Raw genomic sequence first — 20563 nt, 5'->3', positions numbered from 1 at the left:
TGCGAGCCTCCCGATTCACGCGACGCCTCGATCGATGCGTCGAGACCATAACCTTATGTCAGACAGAACATCTTTCGCCAACAAGGTCTTCGTCACTGCGCTATTGTCGGGGGATGACGGGTGTCCCTCACCGGCCGGACCGGCCCGATCCGCTCGACGACGACCTCGGCTGGATGCTCGGGGTCGTGTTCCGCGGCTACGTCCGGGCGGCCGAGCACGCCCTCACCGACTTCCCCGGCGGCCCGCGCGGCTACCAGGTGCTCACCGCGGCGATCACCGGGCCGGCCCGCAACCAGGGTGCGATCGCGGAGGAGCTCGGCATCGACCGGACCGTCCTCACGTACCTGATCGATGACCTGGAACGGCCCGGGTTCGTCGCCCGTCGGGCGGACCCGGCAGACCGGCGTAACCGGCTCGTCGACGTCACCGACGTCGGCCGCGCCGCCTGGGAGCAGCGGCGTCTGGCGCTGCGACACGTCGAGTCGCACCTGTTGGGCACGCTCACGCCGACCGAGTCGGCGACGCTGCGGGCACTGCTCCAGCGGGTCGCCTGCTCCGCTCAGGCGATGGACCCGCTGCGTGACCTCTGCGAGGTGGTGCCGCAGGTGCAGCCCACGCCAGCACCGAACCAGACCGACGCCCCGGCCGGCCGCGGCGGGCGCACCGCCACTCCCCGAGGCCGTCGCCGCACCGCCGACTGACCCGGACGACAGCCAACGCCGGAAAGAAACGCGGAAGCGGGCCCGTCCAGTTCACTCGACGTGGTAGGTCGAGCGAGCCGGACGGACCCGCGCTGCGCCGATGGCGCGTGGATCAGCGCACGTGCACGAACACCGGGTTCGAGTAGAACCACAGGTCGTCCCACGGGCTCTCCAGCCCGTCGGCGAGCGGCTCGGCCTCGTCGGTGCTGGTGCCCCGCACCCGCGCGTAGGTGTCGGCCTCGACGTTGCGCAGCGTGTGCCGGATGACGTAGTCCTCGCCCTGTCGACGCCAGTCCCGCGGGCCGAACCGGGCCGCCACCTTGGTGGTGGGGTTGGTGTCGGCGTCCAGGTTGGCGCTCGGGCCGGTGATCTGGCCGACGATCAGGTCGACCCGACGGACCTCGGGACGGTCCCCGTTCGCGTTCGCGCCGCCCAGCGGACGGAATTTGATCTCGATCTCGACGTCGGTACGGCTACGACGGCTGACCGTGATGGTCTCGCCCACCTCGGCGGTCTTGCCCTGGGACGTGGCGGTGACGTCGAGACTGCGGATCAGGTCGCCGGTGGTGACCCAGATCCGGCCGTTGCGCAGACCGTCCATGATGTCGCCGTAGTCCTGGCGGGCGTGGACGTAGGTCTTGCTGTACTCGCCCGGCCAGAAGTCGGAGCCGCCGCGGGTCCAGTGCACGTGCGAGTCCGACGTCGCGGTGATCCACCAACGCCGCCCCTCACCGAGCAGCGAGTCCCACAACCCGCCGACCCGGGCGGTCATCTGGTCGAAGCCGCCGTAGGTGGGGTGGTTGCCGTACCCGCCGCGCTTGCCACCGTTGAGCGGGCCGGCCTGGTGCCCGGGCGCGCCCTCGAAGCCGATGTAGACGTCCGGTGCGGCGTTGTTGCCGTTGCGGAACTCCCGCGGGGTGTCCTGGCCGTAGACGCCGAGCCCGGTCGCCGAGCGGGACGCGTGGTGGGCGATCACCAGCGGCTTGTGCGGCATGCCCCGGGCGACCTTGAGGAACTCCACCATCTTGGCCTCGGTGTCGCGGGCCGGGTCGGTGGGGAACGCGTCGTACTTGGCGAACCGGCTCTCCAGTTCGAAGAGCTGCTTCGCCTCGTCGTCGTGGCGCGGGATCATCAGGGTGTGGTGGTCGAGCGAGGGCGCGTCGAACTCCATACCCCAGAACTGGAGCACCTCGGGGACCAGCTTGCGCGAGCGCAGCAGGTCGGGGTACGCCTGCTCGATGTTCACCTTGGAGTGCGTCGGTCCACCGTGGTCGGTGCACATCGCCCAGGTCAGACCGAAGTTCTTCGCCATGATGGCGTTGGTGACGATCGGGTAGACCGCGTCCGCGCCCTTGTGGAAGACGATCGGGCTTTTCGTGGTGTCGAACTCGCCGCTGTACTCGGAGTGGATGTGGTGGTCACCGGCACGCCACACGCGGTTCTTGGAGTTGCCCCGGTCGCCCGTGTCATCACCGGGCCGACGGTCCTCGTCAGCCCACGCCGCGCTGGCACCGACCAGCGGGCTGGCCGCGGCCAGCGTCGCGCCGACGCCCGCGTACTTGACCAGCTTGCGCCGGGACAGTTGCGCGTGCTCGGTCTCTTCGGGTTGCTTGTCTCGCACTGAGGGCCTCTCCTCGATCAAGCGAATGCTCTTTCGATCAAGAAGCCTCGGAGAGGGTGGTGAACACCCGCCGTACGGCACGCGTGTCCACCGTGAACACCTCACCCTGACCTGCCGAAAGCACCGGCCACACACCGCAGCGGGTCACCCCTCGACCGCACGGAGTGCCCGATCGGGGCCTCCCCCGGCCGGGACCGGGTCAGGGCATCTGCCGGGTGTCGCGGGGCGTCCGGGAGGCCGACGGGTCGGTCGGCGCGGTCACCACCGGCGGTGCGACATCGACGGCGGGCAGCCCGACACGACCGGTGATCGGAAGGACCAGCGTGCTGCGACCGAGGTCGACCCGGACGGTGGCGTCCCGGTCGGCGGTCTCGGTGAACCCCGGGTCGCTCTGGCCGAGCACCAGCCCGAGCACGTGCCCGGCGGGCACCACCGCGTCGTACCCGTTCAGCGGGACCGTCACCGTGTACCAGCGGTCCGGTCGCAGCGGCGTGGTGAACCGCAGCGAGCGGTGGTGCGCCGCGTCGAGCCACCCCCGGGTCAGCACCGCGTGGTCGGAGACCGCGATGTCCTCCTCGGTGTCGCGGTAACAGGCGTCGTCGACGGCGGTGGAGGCGCCCCAGCAGGACTCGGTGTCCAGTGTCCGCACTCCTCCCGAACCGGTGAGCTGAATCCGCTCGGCGGTCCCGTAGTCGACGAGCCGGGCGGTCAGCTCGGTGGTGGGCCGATCCACCCGGATCCGCAGCCGCACCGACGGGCTGCCAGCGATCCGCAGCGCGGAGGGCAGCGCGCCGGAGAGGAAGACCAACCGGCCGGAGGTCGCGGTGTTCGGCGCGGCGACCAACTCGTCCTCGGACAGTGATTCGTCGACGTACGCCTGCTCCTGACCCGGCCGTGCGCCGCGCCCGCCGAGGGTGCCGGTCACCCCGTCACCGGAACCGAGGGCCACCCGCACGTCCCGGGTCCCGGGAGCGGGCCAGTCGCGCTGCGTCGTCCACGTACCCGGCGCGGTCTCCAGGTCGACCCGCGGCTCGTCCATCACCCCGTTGCGCAGCCCCTGCAACCAGTAGTCGAACCAGCGGTGCAGGGCGGCCACCCACTCGGCGCGTCGAACGTCGAACGGGTCCTGGTGGCCGGCCTGGTGCAGCCAGAGCTTGCGGGGCACGCCCTGCTCGGCCAACTCCTGCCACCAGCGGGCGAACTGGTTGGTCGTGACGTTCAGGTCGTTGAGGCCGTGCGCCAGGAAGACGCTGGCCCGGACCCGGTCGGCCGAGGGCCGGTAGTCGCGCCGCGCCCAGAACTCGGTGTAGTCACCGGTCTCGTCGGCGCTGTCCGCACGCAGTCGCGCCAACACCTGCGCGCAGGCCTCGTCGGGGCGGCCGTTGACGGCCGAGTGCAGGTAGCCGGGATAGTCGGTGCCGACCAGAGCCCCCTGGTAGCGCATGTAGTCGTACCAGCTCGAGATCGCCGAGATCGGCACGATGGTGGCCAATCCCGACACGCCGGTGGCGGCGACCCCGTTGGCGACCGAGCCGTCCCAGGACTTGCCGATCATGCCGACCTGCCCGCTGCTCCAGGCGGCGCCGACCGGCCGCCCGGCGTCGTCGTACGCGCGAGCCCGCCCGTTGAGCCAGTCGATCACCGCGGTGGCGCTGCCCACCTCGGCGGGACCGCCGACGTCCTCGCAGCCGGTCGACCGGGCGGTGCCGGCCAGGTCCACGGCGGCGAAGGCGTACCCGCGCGGGACGAAGTAGTTGTCGTAGAAGAGCGGGGCCTTGGCGATCACGCCGGCCGCGTCGTACGTCTTCCGCTCGCCCTCGTTGCCCCGACCACAGCAGAGGTAGTAGGGCGAGGCGTCCATGATGACCGGTACGCGGACCCCGGCGGTGGCGGCTTCCCGGGGCCGGACGAGGTCCACCGCCACCCGGTCGGGCACCCCGTCACGATCGGTGTCGGCGCGGGTCTGGACCCAGACGCTCTCCCGGATCGCGTCGGCGTAGGAGTAGGCGGGGACGGTCTGGTCGCCGACCACGTGCGGCGGGAGGGGGCGGTGCCGCGCCGCCGCCTCGGCCGCCGTCGGGGAGGTTGTCCGGCCAGCGGCGACCACCGGCGCGGCGGGCAGTGCCACCAGCAGCAGGCCGACCAGGAGGCTGGCGACCCGTGCGCGGGTGCCGCCGGGCGACGGAGCAGACGTCATCGGTGTCCTCCCGGGCGCGACACGTGGTGCACATTCCACCGCATCAATGGGTGCGCTGCCTAGTGCCCGCACCGATCCGGCTTCCGTACGAGGGGTGGGCCGCCGACGGCCGGGTCAGATCCGGGCGCGTGGCAGCCAGCCCAGGAACCGAAGCCGGACCCGAGGCAGCGGCAGCGTCGGCAGGTCCTGGGCGGCCGCGACCAGGCAGGAGCCGAGATAGACCGCGAGGGAGGCGCGCGCTCCGCCAAACTCGGCGAGCAGTTGGCTCTGCTTGGTGGCGCAGGGCCACTCGCGGCCACATCCGGTGCAGGTCCAGCTCGGCGGGTTGGGCAGGTGCTCCGGCAGTTTGGCGCGGCGGTACCGACCGACGACGCTGTTGTCCGAACGCACGTCACGTCGCCGTGACGCGGGACCCTCGTTGCGGTGGGCCACCGGACGGGCAGCGGGTAGGTAGCGCCCGACGGTGCCGAAGAGCACCCCGACCCGGATCAGCGCGTCCGGTCCGACGTGCTGGGTCAGCAACGCGGTCATCAGGTAGTGCCCCAGCAGGTCGAAGGCGTCCCGGGTCAGACGCAGGTCACGGCAGAGGTCGACGAAGTCCGGCGTGGTCAGGGGCACCCGGTCGTCGAGTGCCCGGCGGAGCACCTCACGCAGCCCAGCCCCGAGCCGCTCCAGCGCGTCACCCTCGCCCAGACCCAGGCTGTCCTCGTCCGCCACCCGCGCCAGCGCCTCGGCAACGGCCAGCCGAACGACGCGGTCAGGATCAGTACTGTCCAACGCTTCCCCCCTCCGCGGGTCGGCCTCCCGGCGGTGACCCGGTCGTCCTCCGACGAATCATGAACAAGATTTCGCTGTCGGCCACGAGGGTGGCTAGGACCGCAGACGCAGAACCATTCGGCGCGCTAGCCGGAAAACGAAGTCGAGCTGCCGACACATCACGCTGATTCACGGGACGGCACGCCGGTGACTGTCGTATGGTGACATTCCCATCTACAGATATTGCGCCCCAGGTTCATCGAATGGTCGGACCAGAGCCGACACCCGCAACCGGTCGCTGCCGTCCCGCTCGCGACGCGCCACCTCACCGCACCGCCGGCCAGCCGCGTGCCGGGTCACCGCCGAGCACCCCGGCACGTCCCGAACCTGCCGTCGGCACCCGGTCCAGCACCCGGCGGCCCTCCACCGGACGGAGACAGCGGATGACGTCATCGCCAGTGCAGACCCACCAGTTCGACAGCCGCGACCCGGCGGTCATCCAGGAATTCCTGTCCGCCACGTACGACCCGAAGCTGCGCATTCAGAGCAGGAACGGGTACCGGCTCACCCACCACCGCGTCGACACGGGTCTCTTCGCCATTGCGACCACCCGCCAGACCGGGCACCTGGAAATCGATGCCAGCACCCTCGGCGGGCTGGTCATCGGTCGCACCCGCAGCGCGAACGTCAATCGCTCCTGTGCCGGAGCGGCCCACCGGTTCGGCCCCGGCGAGGCCTTCCTCGTCACCAGGCCGGAGGAGCCGTGCACCGTCGACTGGCATCCTGGCGAGGTGGAGCTCTGTGTGCTGGACCTGTCGGTGCTGGCGCAGGTGGCCACCACCGCGCCGGCCCGCCGGCCCGGTCGGATCGAGTTCACCGAACTGGGTGCCGCCAGCACCTCCCTCGCCCGGCAATGGCGCAACACCACAAGCTTCGTCCGCGACATCGTGTTGAACAGCCCGGCCGCCGGGGCGCAATCGCTGGTGATCGGCAACGCCGCCCGGATGCTGGCCGCGGCGGCGCTCGCGGTCTTCCCCAACACCGCGTTCACCGAACCGACAGCCGCGGACCGGAACGACGCCACCACCGCCACGCTGCGACGGGCGATCGCCTTCCTGGAGGAGCACGCGGACCGGGACATCAGCGCGGCCGACATCGCCGGCGCCGCCGGCGTCTCCCTCCGGGCGGTGCAACTCGCCTTCCGCCGGCATCTCGGCACCACCCCCATGGCCTACCTGCGTCGGGTCCGGCTCGTCCGGGCACACCACGACCTGATACGCGCCGACCCGGACCAGGAGACGGTCTCGGCGATCGCCAGTCGGTGGGGATTCGCCAGCCACAGCAGGTTCACCGCGCGGTACCACGCCAGCTTCGGTGTGCCACCGCGCGAGACGCTCCGCGCCTGACCGGGCCGAACACCGAGCTTCCCGCCCGCCCGGCGGACGCTCGGGCTAGCCCCGCGCGCGCTCGTGGGTGTCGCGGGCGGTCTGCACCTCGGGCACCGAGGCCTCCAGCAGGTCGGCGAGGCCGCGCAACTGCTCGGCGACCCGGGCGCCGAGAGGCGTCAACGAGTATTCGACGCGGGGTGGGATCGCGGTGAGCACCTCGCGGGTGAGCATGCCGTCGCGCTCGAGGGTCTGCAACGTCTGCGAGAGCATCCGCTCGCTGACCCCGTCGATGCGCCGACGCAGCGCGTTGAACCGGTAGCGGCCCTCGCCGAGCGCCAACAGAGCCAGCGAGGCCCACTTCGAGGTGACGTCCTCGAAGGCCGCACGGGAGGTGCACCCCCGGGCGAAGACATCGCTGACGAATTCCTGGGTAGGCCCCGCCGGGTCCTGGGCCGGCATGTCGCTCACCTCACCAGCCTATCCCACGCCGCCCTTCGGTTAGTGCTGTAGATTCGTAAGTGCTTGCGATTAGTCACCGCCGTACCGGAGGTTTCCCATGCCCACCTATGCCGTCACCGGCGCCACCGGCCGGCTGGGCCGCCTGGTGATCGAGCGGTTGCTCGACTCCGGCGTACCCGCCGCCGAGATCGCCGCCATCGTTCGCAGTCCGGAGAAGGCCGCCGACCTGGCCGCACGCGGGGTCGAGATCCGCGAGGCCAGCTACGACGACCCGTCGACGCTGCCCGGCGCCGTGGCCGGCGTACGCCGCCTGCTGCTCATCTCCGGCAACAGTCCCGGTCAGCGGGTCGCGCAACACACGGCGGTCATCGAGGCGGCCACACTCGCCGGCGTCGAGCGCCTGATCTACACGAGCATCCTGAAGGCCGACACCACCACGAACCCGCTCGCCCCGGAGCACAAGGCCACCGAGGAGGCCCTCGCCGCGTCGGGTCTGGCCCACACCGTGCTGCGCAACAGTTGGTACATCGAGAACTACACCGACCAACTGCCGCAGTACCTGACGACCGGCACGATCCTCGGCGCCAGCGGTGGCAGCAAGATCTCCGCCGCGACCCGGGCGGACTACGCGGGGGCCGCCGTGGCCGCGCTGACCCGCGCGGAGGACGGTAACGCCGTCTACGAACTGGGCGGCACCGCGTTCACCTTCGACGAGCTGGCCGAGGCCGTCACGGAGGTCACCGGCACCACGGTCGTCCACCGGGACCTGTCGGCCGCCGAACTGGCCTCGACCCTGGAGAACGTCGGACTCGACGCCAGCACCGCCGCGTTCGTCGCCGCGCTCGACCACTCGATCGCCCTCGGTGAGCTGGCGACCGACAGCGACGACCTCAGCCGGCTGCTCGGCCGCCCGAGCACCCCGCTGCGCGACGCCATCCGGGCCGCGCGGGCCTGAGCCAGCATTCGAGCCGACGCCGGGCGGGCGAAGGGGAGCTCCCCTCGCCCGCCCGGCGTACGGCGCCTACTCCGGCTCGTCCTCCTCTTCGGTGAGCTCGGCCAACACGTCGGCCGCGTCGCGGTTGCCCGCGTCGGCGAGCCGTCGAAGTTCGCCGACATCGACCCGCTCCGCTGCCAACTCGACAAGCTGGTCGACCGCGTCCCGGTCACCCCGATCGGCGAGACGCCGCAGCTCGTCCATGTCGCCGCGTTCGCTGGCGAGCTCGACGAGTTGCGCCGCCGCGTCGGCGTTGCCGCTCTCGGCGAGCTGTCGCAGCTCCGCCAGGTCACCTCGTTCGCCGGCCAGCTCGACGATCCGGTCGACCGCGTCCCGGTCCCCGTTCGCGGCCCGTTCCCGTAGGTCAGCAAGATCAGGGTCGGCCATTGCCCACCTCCCATCAGCGCACCTCGGGCGGTGCGGCCAGCCGGTTGCGCCCACCACCGAAAACCTAGACCAGTCGACGCCTCGGCGGACGGCGGAACGTCCCGACACCACCTGGCCTCTCAGCCCGCCTCGCGTGGTTGGGCCAGCAGCAGGCCGGCGAGCAGGCTGCGTACGGTGCGCTCGAAGAGATCCGTTCGGGGCGCCGGCGCCGAGGGCTGGCTGAACGCCGCGACCAGGTGCGGGTACGCCGCGAGGTCGATCCCGGCCAGGTCGAACGTCTCGGCGGTGGCCTCGCGGCGGGCGAAGAGGCTCACCGTGCCGGTCATCATCGCGATCGCCTCGAACTTGGCGGACGCGGCGCAGCGCACCGGTTCCAGGATCCGAAGGCAGGTGTCGAACCAGGCCAGACTCTCCGGGCCGATGCCGGACGTCCGGTGGATCACGTCGAGCAACCACGGGTGGGCGCGGAACAGCGCCAACTGCCGGCGACCCAGCAGCACCATGGCGTCCAGCCAGTCACCAGTCGCCGGCGGGTACGGCCGCAGTTCCCCCACGACCCGGTCGGTCATCAGGTCGAGCAGATCATCGCGGGACGACAGGTAGCGGTAGAGGGATCCGGCCCCGGTGCCGAGCGCACCGGCCACGGCACGCATCGACACCGCCGCGAGCCCGTCGGTGTCCGCCAGGGCGATGGCGGCCACGACGATGGCGTCTCGACTGTGCGCTGGAGCGGGACCACGGCTGCCGCGCTCGGGCCTGGCCCAGATCGGCTGCCGGGCGGTGTCGCCGTCGCCGGCCCTCCTGGCTGAATCGCTCACTGACCCACCCTAAACTGCAAACCAGGTTCGCAATTATGACCCGCCCACGATCATTGATCTTGGCTAGGCTGGTCGGCATGCCCGCACCCCGCCCGCACCGTCACGACGACATCCGGGGACGGGCCCACACGGTGGTCCCGGCGGCCGCGATCGAGCCGGCGCACTGGTGAGTGGCGCATCCGTGCCCGCCCAGCGGGGTGCGCCCGACCCACCCGAGCAGCACCGATCCGGCTGGGCCGGGCACTGCGCCCGAGTCGCCGGGTCACGCCCCTTCGAGATCGTCATCGTGGTGGTCATCCTCGCCAACGGGATCGTCCTCGGCCTGGAGACGTACGACGACCTGACCCCGGCGGGCACCGCACTGCACTGGCTGGAGTTGTTCTTCCGCGCCGTCTTCGTCGTCGAGATCGGTGTCCGGCTGGCCGCCTACGGCAGGCGTCCACAGGACTTCTTCCGGCACGGCTGGAACGTCTTCGACTTCGTGGTGATCGCGGCGATCTTCATTCCGGGCCTGCACGGCGATCCCGCGCTGCTGCGCGTCGTGCGGGTCGCCCGCATGGTCCGGCTGGTGCGGTTCTCGCCGGGTCTGCGGACCATCGTCTCCGCGCTGTGGCGCAGCCTGCCGGGCGTGACAGGTTTCCTCGCCCTGGCCGTGGTGACGCTCTACGTGTACGGCATGGCCGGCTGGCTGATCTTCGGCAGCAGGTACCCGGACCAGTACGGCGACATCGGCCGGTCGCTGCTGACGTTGTTCGTGCTGCTGTCGCTGGAGACGCTTCCCGACCTCATCGAGCAGGGCATGGCCATTTCGCCGTGGACGCTGCTCTACTACGTCAGCTACGTGATCATCACCGTCAACCTGCTGCTCAACATCCTCATCGCGGTCATCGTCAACTCGATGGAGGAGGCACGGCGGTTGGAGATGACCGAGCGACTGGCCCCCGACTACGACGAGGACGGCGACGGCGTACCGGACGAGGTGGACCGCATCGCGCTGACCCAGCGGCTGGACGACCTGCGGGCGGTCATCGCCGAGCTGGAGCGGGAGTTGCGGATCGACCGGGACGACGGGCACGGCCGCCCACACCGGGACGGAACCCGCACCAGACGGTGATCCGACGCTCGCGCTGTGTGCTTCCGTTCGGATAGTGTCGACGGCGGTCCCACCGCTTCGGCCGAAGGGGCACCAGCATGACGACCACTGTCGACAATGCCCATCCCACCACCGATGCCGCGAACGCCCTCGGCACCATCATCGACGACGTGATCCGCCCGCAGGCGACGACTGTCGACCGAGAGGGGGTCTTCCCCCGCCAGGGTGTCGACGCCCTCGCCGCGGCCGGCCTGCTCGGCCTGGCCTCCTCGACCGAGGTCGGTGGCGGCGGCCACGGCATGCGGGTGATCGCCGAGGTCGTCGAGCGGCTGGCCGCCGAATGCGGCTCCACGGCGATGGTGGTCCTCATGCACTACGCGGCGACCGCCGTCATCGAGGCGCACGGCCCACGCGAGGTCCGCGCCGCCATCGCGACCGGCGGGCATCTCACCACGTTGGCGTTCTCCGAGTACGGCTCGCGCAGCCACTTCTGGTCGCCCACCGGCACCGCGACACCCACCGACGACGGCAGCGTCCGCCTCGACGCCCGCAAGAGCTGGGTCACCTCCGCCGGCGAGGTGGACAGCTACGTCTGGTCGAGCCTCCCGGTGGCCCCCGACGCCGGTCCGATGACGCTGTGGCTCGTGCCGGCCGGCAGCGCCGGCCTGAGCGTGACCGGCGACTTCGACGGGCTCGGCCTGCGCGGCAACGGCTCCCGGCCGATGACCGCCGACGGGCTCCGGGTTCCGTCGACGGCGATGATGGCGGCCGACGGCGCGGGGCTGGACACCGCGCTCGGCGCGGTCCTGCCCTGGTTCCTGGTGCTCAACGCCGCGTTCTGCCTCGGTCTCGCCCAGAGCGCGGTCACCGAGGCCGGCCGGCATGTCACAGGGACCACGCTCACGCACACCGGGGCCGCCCTGCGCGACGCGCCCGTCACCCGCCGCGACCTGGCCCGACTGATGATCCGCACCGACGCCCTGCGTGCCTTCCTCGGCGACACCCTCACCGCGCTGGAGACCGGCCGCGACGACGCGATGCTGCGGGTGTTGCAGGTCAAAGCCCTCGCCGGCGAGACCGTGGCCGACGTGACCGACGGCGCGATGCAGCTCTGCGGCGGCAGCGCGTTCCGCAGGGAGCTGGGCCTTGAGCGCCGTTTCCGGGACTCGCGCGCGGCCCGGGTGATGGCACCGACCACCGACGCGCTGCACGACTTCGTCGGCCGGGTCGCCACCGGCCTTCCGCTGCTCGACGAGGCCAACCGCTGATGCCGGCGCCAACGGTCCTGATGGGTGCCGTCGCGTACGACCCCAAGGTGGTGACCATCTGGGAGGGCTTCCGTGCCTGGCTACGCGGGCACGGCCTCGATTTCGACTTCGTCCTCTACTCGCACTACGAGCGACAGGTCGAGGATCTCCTCGCCGGACGGATCGACGCGGCATGGAACTCACCCCTGGCCTGGCTGCGCGCCGAGCGACTGGCGGTCGCCAACGGCACGACCGTCCGCGCGCTCACCATGCGCGACACCGACCAGGACCTCACCTCGGTCGTGGTGGTCCGGGCCGACTCGCCAGCGCGGCAGGTCACGGACCTGGCCGGGAAGGTCGTCGCGGTCGGCGCGGTGGACAGCCCCCAGGCGACGCTCATCCCGCTGGGTCACCTCGCGGCCGCCGGGGTCGAGGTCGACGTGCGCGGGTTCGACGTCGGCGTCGGCCTGCACGGCGACCACATCGGCGGTGAACGCGACGCGGCCCGCGCCCTGATGGCCGGGGAGGTCGACGCCGCCTGCATGATCGACGCCAACCACCTGGCGTTCGTCCAGGAGGGCACACTGCCGCCCGACGGCACCCGGATCGTCGCGCAGACCGCACCGTACGACCACTGCAACATGACGGTCCGCGAGCCGGGGTCCGCCGGGGTCCAGCTCTTCGGCACGCTGCTGCTCGGCATGTCGTACGCGGACGCACAGGTGCGTCCGCTGCTCGACCTGGAGGGGCTGACGGCCTGGAAGGACGGACGCACCTCGGGGTACGACGCCCTGGCCGGGGCGGTCGACGCCACCGGCTTCTACTCCCCGGACGGGCGGGTGACGGCCGCGGACTACCGGCCGTGAGCGCGGCACCGGCCGCCGACGCCGAGGTCCAGCTCGGTGACCTGAGCTTCGGCCGGGGCGCACACCTGCTGGTGCACCGCGCCCTGGCCGGTCTGCCGCCCGGAGGCCGGTTGGCGGTCCGCGGACGCGACCCGGCGTTGCCGGTGCACCTGCCCGCCTGGTGCCGCGGCCGGGGTCATCGGGTCGAAGCGCCGGAGCCGGGCGACCGCAGCGGGGTGGTGGCGGTGGTGGTCCGGGGCACGGCGGACGACGACCGCTGGTTCGGCGCGGAGCGGGCCGGGCCCGCCCTCCCGACGGCGCTCAGCAACCGTCCGCCGGCCCGGTGGGGGCTCGGCGCCCGGGGCGCGCTGCTCGAGGCCGGTGGCCCCGAGGCCCGGTTCGACCTGGACGACCGCGACCTGGTGTGGGCCGATGTCGCTCCCCACCTCTACGCGCAGGCGGCGGCCCGACAGTGGGACCCGCAGACCGCGGTGCCGTGGGACGATCCGTTCGCGCTGCCGGCCGATGTCGAAGCCGCGGTGGTGCAGGTGATGACGTACCTGGTGGAGAACGAGCAGGCCGCCCTCGTCGTGCCGGCCCGGTTCGTCGGGCGGATCCATCCGCACTTCCGTGAGGTGGTGCAGCTCCTCGCCGTACAGATGGCCGACGAGGCGCGGCACATGGAGGTGTTCAGCCGACGGGCGCTGCTGCGGGGCGCCGAGTTGGGCACGTCGTCGGCCGGTGGTCGACAGTCGCTCTTCACGCTCGTCGCGGAGTCCGACTTCGCGCTAGCCTCGTTCCTGCTGTCCGTCCTGGGTGAGGGCAGCTTCGTCGACCTGCTCTCGTTCCTGCACCAGAACGCACCGGACCCGGTGACGCGCCGGATCTGCTGGCTCGCCATGCAGGACGAGCGCCGGCACGTGGTGTTCGGCATGGCGCACCTGGAGCATCAGGCGCGGCTCGACCCGCTGTTGCGGGATCGGCTGCGGGCGGCCATCCACCGCCGCCACGACGCGCTTGTCGACACCGCGGGCCTCAACGCGGACGTCTTCGACGCGCTTGTGGTGCTCGCGTCGGGTGGTTGGCATCCCGACGACGTGTCCGCCGGCTTCGACCGGGTGCAGGCCCTGCAACACGCCATGGATCAGGGTCGCCAGCGCCGACTGGTACGGCTGGGTTTCCGGCCCGACGAGGCCGCCGCTCTGTCCGCCCTGCACACCCGCAACTTCATGTAGGCGATCCCCGCGCCCGGCACGGCGTGCGCCTGACGGCAGCGTGTGACAGCTGTCATTCCGCAGTACGGTGAGGGGCCATGACCAGCGACTCCAGCGCGACCCGCGAGGGCACTGCTGCGGCTACGCGGGCAGACCGATGCCCAAGCCGTCGCCCTGGAGGCTGACCTGCGGAGCCTGTTCGAGGCGTCCCGGTCGTCGAACGCCGACGACGAGCACGACCCCGAGGGCAGCACGATCGCCTTCGAACGCGCACAGCTCACCGCCGTCCTGGACGCGGCCCGCCGGCGCCTGGCCGAGTTGGACGTCGCGCTGGGGCGGCTCGACGACGGCAGCTACGGCGTCTGCGAACGGTGCTCCCGACCGATCCCCGCCGAACGGCTCGTCGCCCGCCCGTCGGCGCGGACGTGTGTCGCCTGCGCCAGCCGACGGTGACGCCGCCCGTCCTTTGTCAGAGCGACGGGCAGCGTCACCGCGCCGGCCGGGATCAGCTCGGGCAACAGCCGCCGGCGGGCACGGCGTCGAGGGCGATGGCGTCGAGGGCGATGAGGCTGACCGGCACGGGCAACGGCGCGCCGGAGCCGCCCGTGGAGGGCCCGCAGCAGTCGTCGCCGTTTGCCACGCCGGCGGGGCTGCTGTTGCACACACCGGTTTCCGGCAGGTCGAGTTGGACGTCACGAGCGGCCACCCAGTCCCCGGCGAGGGCGGCGACCACGGAGCGGACCTGCTCGTAGCCGGTGGCCATGAGGAACGTCGGTGCCCGGCCGTAGGACTTCATGCCGACGGCGTAGTAGTCGCGCTCCGGGTGGGCGAGCTCGTCCACGCCGTGCGGAGGAACGGTGCCGCAGGAGTGCTCGTTGGGGTCGATCAACGGGGCCAGGGCGCGGGTGGCGCCCAGGACGGGGTCCAGGTCCAGCCGAAGCTCCGCGGCGACGCTGTGGTCGGGGCGGAAGCCGGTCGCCGCGACAACGCGGTCGACGGTGATCGACTCGGTGCTGCCGTCACGGTGCCGCACGACCACCCGCACCCGACCGTCGGCCGGGGCGAGCGCGTCCACGGAGAACCCGGTGAGCAGCCGGATCCGTCCGGCGTCGACGTGCGCACGCAACCGCGAGCCGAGCGCTCCCCGCGCCGGGAGGGCGTCGGCGGCCCCGCCGCCGTAGGTACGCGTCGGCGCGGCGGCCCGGATGGCCCAGGTCACCTCGGTGCCAGGCTCGGCGGCGGCCAGTTCCGCCAGGGACAGCAGGGTGTTCGCGGCCGAGTGGCCGGCGCCCACGACGAGGGTGCGCCGACCGACGAACCGGTCCCGGTCGGCGCCGAGCACGTCCGGCAGGGCGTGCTCCAGGTACGCCGTCACGTCGGCTTCGCCCTGCGCGGGTAGACCTGACGCACCGAGGACGTTTGGCGTACGCCAGGTGCCGGAGGCGTCGATGACGGCGCGGGCGAGCAGTTCCTCGCCGTCGGCGAGGCGGAGCAGGAACGGTGTGGTGTCGCGGCCGGCGGTGCGCAGCCGGTCGAGGCCGAGTCGGCTGATGGCCTCGACGTGCGCCCCGTAGCGCAGGTGCGGCTTGAGCTGTGGCAGCTCCGCGAGAGGCTGGAGGTAGGCGCCGACCAGTTCCGCGCCGGTGGGCAGGGCATCCAGGTCGGGGGCGACCCAACCGGTCTCGTCGAGGAGCCGGCGGGCGGCCGGATCGATGTTGTACCGCCACGGCGAGAAGACGCGCACATGCCCCCACTGCCGCACCGCCGCGCCGGGGCCGTCGCCGGCTTCGAGGACGGCGAAGGTCAGGCCCCGCTCGTGCAGGTGGGCGGCGGCCGCGAGGCCGGTCGGGCCGGCGCCGATGACGACGACGGGAAGGCCGTCCTGAGCGTTCATCAGTTGACTCCTCGATGTGGTGGCCGGCCGCAGCCGGCGCGGCTCGTCAGGTGATGACAGGGCTGCGACGTTCGAGCAGGACGACGTCACGCCAACGGTCGTGGTGGCGGCCGACCCGCTCGCGTACGCCGATCACGCGGAACCCGGCCCGCTGGTGCAGGGTCAGGCTGGCGGTGTTCTCCGGGAAGATCCCGGACTGGATGGTCCAGATGCCGGCGGCCTCGGTGGAGGTGATCAGTGCGTCCAGCAGCAGGCGGGCGACGCCACGGCCCTGGGCGGCCGGGTCCACGTAGACGGAGTGTTCGACCACTCCGGCGTAGACCGCGCGGGTCGAGGTCGGTGAGACGGCGATCCAGCCGAGGATGACGCCGTCGCGGTCGACGGCCACGAACCGGTGCCCGGTCAACCGCGCGGCGTCGAAGGCCGCCCAGGTGGGGGCGGTGATCTCGAAGCTGGCGTTGCCGGCGTCGAGGCCGGCCTGGTAGATCGCCAGCACCCGGTCGGCGTCGGCGTCGGTCATGGGCCGCACGGCGAGGTCAGCCATCCAGGTGTTCCTTCCCGGTGGGGTCGGTTGCTCGACGACGCCTGTCTCGACGCCTGTCGAATCAGACAGTTGCACGCTGATTAGATCAGTGTCAACCTAGAGCAATGTCTAATCAAGCGGCGCTGGCGGCCTGCTGCCCCTCCTTGAGCGAGCGACGCGTGCCAGCAGAGGCCGCCGCGGTGCTCGCGCCCGCGTTCAAAGCCCTCGGCGACCCGGTACGGCTGCAACTCCTGTCGATGATCGCCTCCGCCGAGAGTGGGGAGATCTGCGTCTGCGACCTGACCCCCGCGTTCGAACTGACCGGGCCCACCATCTCGCACCACCTCAGGACGCTTCGGGAGGCCGGGCTCGTCGACGCCGAACGCCGGGGCACCTGGGTCTACTACCGTGCCCGGCCGGCCATGCTGCGCCAGCTCGCCGCACTGCTCACCGTCACACCCGCAGGCGCGGTGTCCGCCGACCGACCGGACTGCTCGTGACCAGCACCGTCCAGAGCGACCCGGCCGAGAGCGCCGTCGTCGGCCGCCTGTCCCGCCTCGACCAGTTCCTGCCGGTGTGGATCGGGCTGGCGATGGTCGTCGGGCTGCTCCTGGGTCGCCTGGTCCCCGGGCTGAACAGCGCGCTGGACGCGGTGCAGATCGGCGGGATATCCCTGCCGATCGCGATCGGCCTGCTGATCATGATGTACCCGGTGTTGGCGAAGGTCCGCTACGACCGGCTCGACACCGTCACCGGCGACCGCCGCCTGCTGATCTCCTCGCTTGTCCTCAACTGGCTCATCGGCCCCGCGGTGATGTTCGCCCTGGCCTGGATCTTCCTGGCCGACCAACCCGCGTACCGCACCGGTCTGATCATCGTCGGCCTGGCCCGCTGCATCGCCATGGTCATCATCTGGAACGACCTCGCCCGCGGTGACCGGGAGGCCGCCGCCGTTCTGGTCGCCCTCAACTCCGTCTTCCAGGTCGTCGCCTTCGGCCTGCTCGGCTGGTTCTACCTGTCCGTGCTCCCACGGTGGCTGGGGCTGTCCGGGGCCGAGCTGAACGTCTCCGCGTGGGACATCGCCCGCAACGTGCTCATCTTCCTGGGCATCCCACTGCTCGCCGGCTACCTCACCCGCCGCCTCGGTGAACGCGCCAAGGGCCGTGACTGGTACGAGGCCCGTTTCCTGCCCCGCATCGGCCCGGCCGCCCTCTACGGGCTGCTGTTCACGATCGTGATCCTGTTCGCCCTGCAAGGCGACGCCATCACCAGCCGACCCCTGGACGTGGTCCGCATCGCCCTGCCCCTGCTGCTGTACTTCACGCTCATGTGGGCCGGCTCCTACGCCCTCGGTCGGGCCATCGGTCTCGGCTACGAGCGCACCACCACCCTCGCGTTCACCGCCGCCGGCAACAACTTCGAACTCGCCATCGCCGTCGCGATCGGCACCTTCGGCGTCGCCTCCGGTCAGGCCCTCGCCGGTGTCGTCGGCCCCCTGATCGAGGTGCCCGTCCTGGTCGGGCTCGTCTACGTGTCCCTGTGGGCGCGCCGCCGCCTCTTCACTCCCTCGGCAACCGTGTGACCCGGAAGGCGACCCTCATGAGCACCAAACCCAGCGTCCTGTTCGTCTGCGTGCACAACGCCGGCCGCTCCCAGATGGCCGCCGGCTGGCTGCGCCACCTCGCCGGCGACACCGTCGAGGTCCGCTCGGCCGGCTCCGCGCCGGCCGAGACGATCAACCCCGCGGCCGCGCAGGTCATGCGGGAGGTCGGCATCGACATCACCGACCAGACCCCCACGATCCTCGAGTACGCGACCGCGGAGTCCTCCGACGTGATCGTGACGATGGGCTGCGGCGACACCTGCCCGGTCTTCCCCGGCAAGCGCTACGAGGACTGGCAGCTCGACGACCCGGCCGGCAAGGGCGTCGAGGCCGTCCGCCCGATCCGCGACGAGATCCGGGGTCGGGTGGAGAAGCTCCTCGCCGAGCTGAGCCCGATCACCTGACCGGGGTCTTCCGCCGTCAACGCGTTCCCGCGTAGACGGCCCGGTCGCCGAGCTCCTCCTCGATGCGAATGAGCTGGTTGTACTTGGCGGTGCGGTCGGAGCGCGACAGCGAGCCGGTCTTGATCTGGCCGCAGCCGACGCCCACGGCCAGGTCGGCGATGGTGGTGTCCTCGGTCTCGCCGGAGCGGTGCGACATCACCACCCGGTAGCCCGCCTTGTGGGCGGCGTCCACCGTCGCGAGGGTCTCGGTGAGCGTGCCGATCTGGTTGACCTTGACCAGGATCGCGTTGGCGTAACCGCCCTCGATCCCGTCGCGCAGCCGGTCGACGTCGGTGCAGAAGACGTCGTCGCCGACCAACTGCACCCGCTCCCCCGCCAGCGCGGTCAGCCGTTTCCACCCGGCGATGTCGTCCTCGGCCATCGGGTCCTCGACCGAGCTGATCGGGTAGCGGGAGACCAGGTCGAGCAGGTAGTCGACGTGCTCCTCGACGCCGCGCTGCCGCCCCTCGCCGACGTAGTCGTAGACGCCGTCGCGGAAGAACTCCGAGCTGGCCGGATCGAGGCAGATGGTCAGGTCGGTGCCGGGCTCGTAGCCGGCGTCCTCGATGGCGCGCAGCACGAAACGCAGCGCCTCGTCGGCATCCGTGAAGGTCGGCGCGAAGCCGCCCTCGTCACCGACGTTGGTGCTGTGCCCGGCCGCCGCCAGGGACGTCCGGAGGGTGTGGAAGACCTCCGACCCCATCCGGACCGCCTCGGCGAACGTCCGCGCCCCGACCGGAGCGATCATGAATTCCTGGAAGTCCAGCGGGTTGTCGGCGTGCGCGCCGCCGTTGATGATGTTCATCATCGGCACCGGCAGCAGCCGGGCCCCCACTCCGCCGACGTAGCGGTAGAGCGGCTGCCGGTGCGCCAGCGCCGCCGCCTTGGCCGCCGCCAGGGACACCGCGAGGATCGCGTTGGCTCCCAGTCGACCCTTGTCCTTCGAACCGTCGAGCGCGATCATCGTCTCGTCGATCAGCGCCTGGTCCTCCGCGTCGAGCCCGATCACCGCGTCGGCGATCGCACCGTTCACGGCGGCGACCGCCGTCGTGACGCCTTTGCCGTGAAAGCGGGTGTGGTCCCCGTCGCGCAGCTCGACCGCCTCGTTCGCCCCCGTCGACGCCCCGGAGGGCACGGCCGCGCGCCCGGTCGACCCGTCCGTGAGGACCACGTCGGCCTCCACTGTCGGGTTGCCCCTGCTGTCGAGGATCTGCCGACCCCGTACCCGGCTGATTGCCGTCATCACACACTCCCTGCTCACGATGCCTTTTCGCCGCCAGACTGGCACGAAACGGCGGTCCTGACACCGCGACGATGGACACGTTGACCCGTACCCCAGGGTGCGGGTTTAGGGTCGCGGGATGCGGGTGGGTGAGCTGGCACGACGGACCGGGACGACGGTCCGGGCCTTGCGGTACTACGAGTCGGCCGGGTTGGTCGTGCCCCGGAGGCTGGGCAACGGCTACCGGGAGTACGACCCGATCGCGGTGCGGCTGGTGGCCCAGATCCGCGAGTTGATGGCGCTCGGCCTCACCGTGGAGGAGACCCGCCCGTTCGTCGAGTCGATCGCCGGTGGCGCCGACGACGCCGACGTGTGCGCGGCGGCGGTCGCCACCTACCGCAGCACCATCACCGGCCTGCAGGAGCGGATCGGCAGACTGACCGCCCAGCGGGAGGCGCTGGACGCCCGTCTCGACGCGGCCGCGACCCAGGTCGTGCCCGGCAGCGCGGCGGTCGGCGCCGACCCCGCCGCGCTTGTCGGGACCAGCCTGCCGCCCCTGTCCTTCTACGGCACCGACGGCCGCCCGGTCGACCTCGGCGCGCTCGGCGCCGGACGCAGCGTCATCTTCGTGTACCCGCTGACCGGGCGGCCGGGCGTCGACCTGCCCAACGGCCTGCTGGAGGTCCACGGCGCCCGGGGCAGCACCGAGCAGGCCGCCTGGTTCCGCGACCACCACGCGGAACTCCGCGCGGCCGGCGCGGCCCGGGTGTACGGCCTGTCCGCGCAGTCGACCGGGTACCAGCGGGAGCTGGCACACCGGCTGCGGCTGCCCTATCCGCTGATCCCCGACCCGCGGCTGACCCTGGCCGACGCGCTGCGTCTGCCGACCCGCACCGCGGGCGACATGACGCTCTACGAGCGGTTGACCCTGATCATCGCCGACGGCGAGATCGAACACGTCTTCCACCCGATTCCGGACCCGGCGTCGCACCCGCTGCACGTGATGCGGTGGCTCACCAAGCGACGCCAGGCCCCCGGATCGGTCGCCGCCTAGGGTCTGTGTCGAAGTCCCTGGCCCGCCGCAGGCCGGCGAGCCACTGGTCTGGCATGCCGGCCCGCTGTTGCCGTTGGACCAGACGCCGAAGATCCCGGACGCGG

Annotated in this window: 21 protein-coding genes; 12 read left to right on the top strand and 9 right to left on the bottom strand. The window is 71.8% G+C overall.

The window, feature by feature from the left end; translation table 11 throughout:
- Positions 1–113: 113 nt before the first annotated feature.
- On the top strand, positions 114–701 hold the full coding sequence (locus AB0F61_RS29395; RefSeq protein WP_357816182.1) for a MarR family winged helix-turn-helix transcriptional regulator: 588 nt from the start codon (positions 114–116) through the stop codon (positions 699–701).
- A 112-nt stretch (positions 702–813) separates the two neighbouring features.
- Here the strand turns inward: AB0F61_RS29395 and AB0F61_RS29390 are convergent, their stop codons facing one another.
- The 3 genes from AB0F61_RS29390 to AB0F61_RS29380 form a co-directional block, all read right to left on the bottom strand.
- Positions 814–2322 carry a phosphoesterase gene (locus tag AB0F61_RS29390; protein ID WP_357816179.1) on the bottom strand — a complete coding sequence of 503 codons (1509 nt, stop codon included), beginning with the start codon at positions 2320–2322 and terminating at the stop codon, positions 814–816.
- Between the two features lie 199 nt (positions 2323–2521).
- Complete coding sequence (locus tag AB0F61_RS29385) at positions 2522–4519, bottom strand: Xaa-Pro dipeptidyl-peptidase (protein WP_357816176.1); 1998 nt, start codon at positions 4517–4519, stop codon at positions 2522–2524.
- A gap of 114 nt (positions 4520–4633) precedes the next feature.
- Positions 4634–5296, bottom strand: coding sequence for a hypothetical protein (locus AB0F61_RS29380; protein WP_357816173.1), 663 nt, complete (start codon positions 5294–5296; stop codon positions 4634–4636).
- Positions 5297–5718: 422 nt separating this feature from the next.
- Between AB0F61_RS29380 and AB0F61_RS29375 the strand changes: the two genes are divergently transcribed.
- Positions 5719–6681, top strand: coding sequence for a helix-turn-helix transcriptional regulator (locus AB0F61_RS29375; protein WP_357816171.1), 963 nt, complete (start codon positions 5719–5721; stop codon positions 6679–6681).
- A 45-nt stretch (positions 6682–6726) separates the two neighbouring features.
- Here AB0F61_RS29375 and AB0F61_RS29370 read toward each other — a convergent pair whose 3' ends face one another.
- Positions 6727–7122, bottom strand: a complete 396-nt coding sequence (locus AB0F61_RS29370; protein ID WP_357816298.1) for a helix-turn-helix domain-containing protein — start codon at positions 7120–7122, stop codon at positions 6727–6729.
- Between the two features lie 97 nt (positions 7123–7219).
- On the opposite strand from AB0F61_RS29370, the gene AB0F61_RS29365 reads away from it, so the two are divergent.
- Positions 7220–8077: an NAD(P)H-binding protein gene (locus AB0F61_RS29365; protein ID WP_357816168.1), complete on the top strand. Its 858-nt coding sequence runs from the start codon at positions 7220–7222 to the stop codon at positions 8075–8077.
- Between the two features lie 66 nt (positions 8078–8143).
- On the opposite strand, the gene AB0F61_RS29360 is transcribed toward AB0F61_RS29365, so the two are convergent.
- Both AB0F61_RS29360 and AB0F61_RS29355 read right to left on the bottom strand, forming a co-directional pair.
- A complete protein-coding gene (locus tag AB0F61_RS29360) occupies positions 8144–8503 on the bottom strand; it encodes a hypothetical protein (protein WP_357816165.1) in 360 nt (119 codons plus the stop codon).
- 119 nt (positions 8504–8622) lie between these two features.
- Positions 8623–9321, bottom strand: a complete 699-nt coding sequence (locus tag AB0F61_RS29355; RefSeq protein WP_357816162.1) for a TetR/AcrR family transcriptional regulator — start codon at positions 9319–9321, stop codon at positions 8623–8625.
- Positions 9322–9487: 166 nt separating this feature from the next.
- Between AB0F61_RS29355 and AB0F61_RS29350 the strand changes: the two genes are divergently transcribed.
- The 5 genes from AB0F61_RS29350 to AB0F61_RS29330 all read left to right on the top strand — a co-directional run bounded on the left by AB0F61_RS29350 (position 9488) and on the right by AB0F61_RS29330 (position 14173).
- Complete coding sequence (locus AB0F61_RS29350; protein WP_357816159.1) at positions 9488–10435, top strand: ion transporter; 948 nt, start codon at positions 9488–9490, stop codon at positions 10433–10435.
- Positions 10436–10512: 77 nt separating this feature from the next.
- Entirely contained in the window at positions 10513–11682 is a 1170-nt protein-coding gene (locus AB0F61_RS29345) for an acyl-CoA dehydrogenase family protein (protein ID WP_357816157.1), read from the top strand.
- Positions 11682–12527, top strand: coding sequence for a PhnD/SsuA/transferrin family substrate-binding protein (locus AB0F61_RS29340; RefSeq protein ID WP_357816154.1), 846 nt, complete (start codon positions 11682–11684; stop codon positions 12525–12527). Before AB0F61_RS29345 ends, AB0F61_RS29340 begins: the two co-directional genes overlap by 1 nt.
- The gene (locus AB0F61_RS29335; protein WP_357816151.1) at positions 12524–13741 is read left to right on the top strand and encodes a ferritin-like domain-containing protein; all 1218 of its coding nucleotides are present in this window, start codon (positions 12524–12526) and stop codon (positions 13739–13741) included. The genes AB0F61_RS29340 and AB0F61_RS29335 overlap by 4 nt, the downstream gene beginning before the upstream one ends.
- Positions 13742–14038: 297 nt before the next feature.
- Entirely contained in the window at positions 14039–14173 is a 135-nt protein-coding gene (locus AB0F61_RS29330; protein WP_357816148.1) for a TraR/DksA C4-type zinc finger protein, read from the top strand.
- Between the two features lie 52 nt (positions 14174–14225).
- On the opposite strand, the gene AB0F61_RS29325 is transcribed toward AB0F61_RS29330, so the two are convergent.
- Together AB0F61_RS29325 and AB0F61_RS29320 are read right to left on the bottom strand one after the other, a co-directional pair.
- A complete protein-coding gene (locus AB0F61_RS29325; protein WP_357816145.1) occupies positions 14226–15614 on the bottom strand; it encodes an FAD-dependent oxidoreductase in 1389 nt (462 codons plus the stop codon).
- Positions 15615–15660: 46 nt separating this feature from the next.
- The gene (locus AB0F61_RS29320; protein WP_357816142.1) at positions 15661–16158 is read right to left on the bottom strand and encodes an N-acetyltransferase family protein; all 498 of its coding nucleotides are present in this window, start codon (positions 16156–16158) and stop codon (positions 15661–15663) included.
- A gap of 104 nt (positions 16159–16262) precedes the next feature.
- Here AB0F61_RS29320 and AB0F61_RS29315 point away from each other — a divergent pair, with 104 nt between their 5' ends.
- From AB0F61_RS29315 to AB0F61_RS29305, 3 genes are read left to right on the top strand one after another with little or no spacing between them, the layout of a single operon-like run.
- Positions 16263–16637 (top strand): metalloregulator ArsR/SmtB family transcription factor, encoded by a 375-nt coding sequence (locus AB0F61_RS29315; RefSeq protein WP_357816139.1) that lies wholly within the window; start codon positions 16263–16265, stop codon positions 16635–16637.
- Positions 16634–17719 (top strand): ACR3 family arsenite efflux transporter, encoded by a 1086-nt coding sequence (gene arsB, locus AB0F61_RS29310; RefSeq protein ID WP_357816136.1) that lies wholly within the window; start codon positions 16634–16636, stop codon positions 17717–17719. The genes AB0F61_RS29315 and arsB overlap by 4 nt, the downstream gene beginning before the upstream one ends.
- Before the next feature lie 17 nt (positions 17720–17736).
- Positions 17737–18144, top strand: a complete 408-nt coding sequence (locus AB0F61_RS29305) for an arsenate reductase ArsC (protein WP_357816133.1) — start codon at positions 17737–17739, stop codon at positions 18142–18144.
- Positions 18145–18160: 16 nt separating this feature from the next.
- Here AB0F61_RS29305 and eno read toward each other — a convergent pair whose 3' ends face one another.
- A complete protein-coding gene (eno, locus tag AB0F61_RS29300) occupies positions 18161–19426 on the bottom strand; it encodes a phosphopyruvate hydratase (protein WP_357816131.1) in 1266 nt (421 codons plus the stop codon).
- A gap of 118 nt (positions 19427–19544) precedes the next feature.
- Between eno and AB0F61_RS29295 the strand changes: the two genes are divergently transcribed.
- Positions 19545–20459, top strand: coding sequence for a MerR family transcriptional regulator (locus AB0F61_RS29295; RefSeq protein ID WP_357816128.1), 915 nt, complete (start codon positions 19545–19547; stop codon positions 20457–20459).
- Positions 20460–20563 lie beyond the last annotated feature (104 nt).

It is taken from the genome of Micromonospora sp. NPDC023888 (assembly GCF_040639415.1).
Classification (GTDB): Bacteria; Actinomycetota; Actinomycetes; order Mycobacteriales; family Micromonosporaceae; genus Micromonospora.
This window is presented reverse-complemented; position numbering and strand designations above follow the sequence as displayed.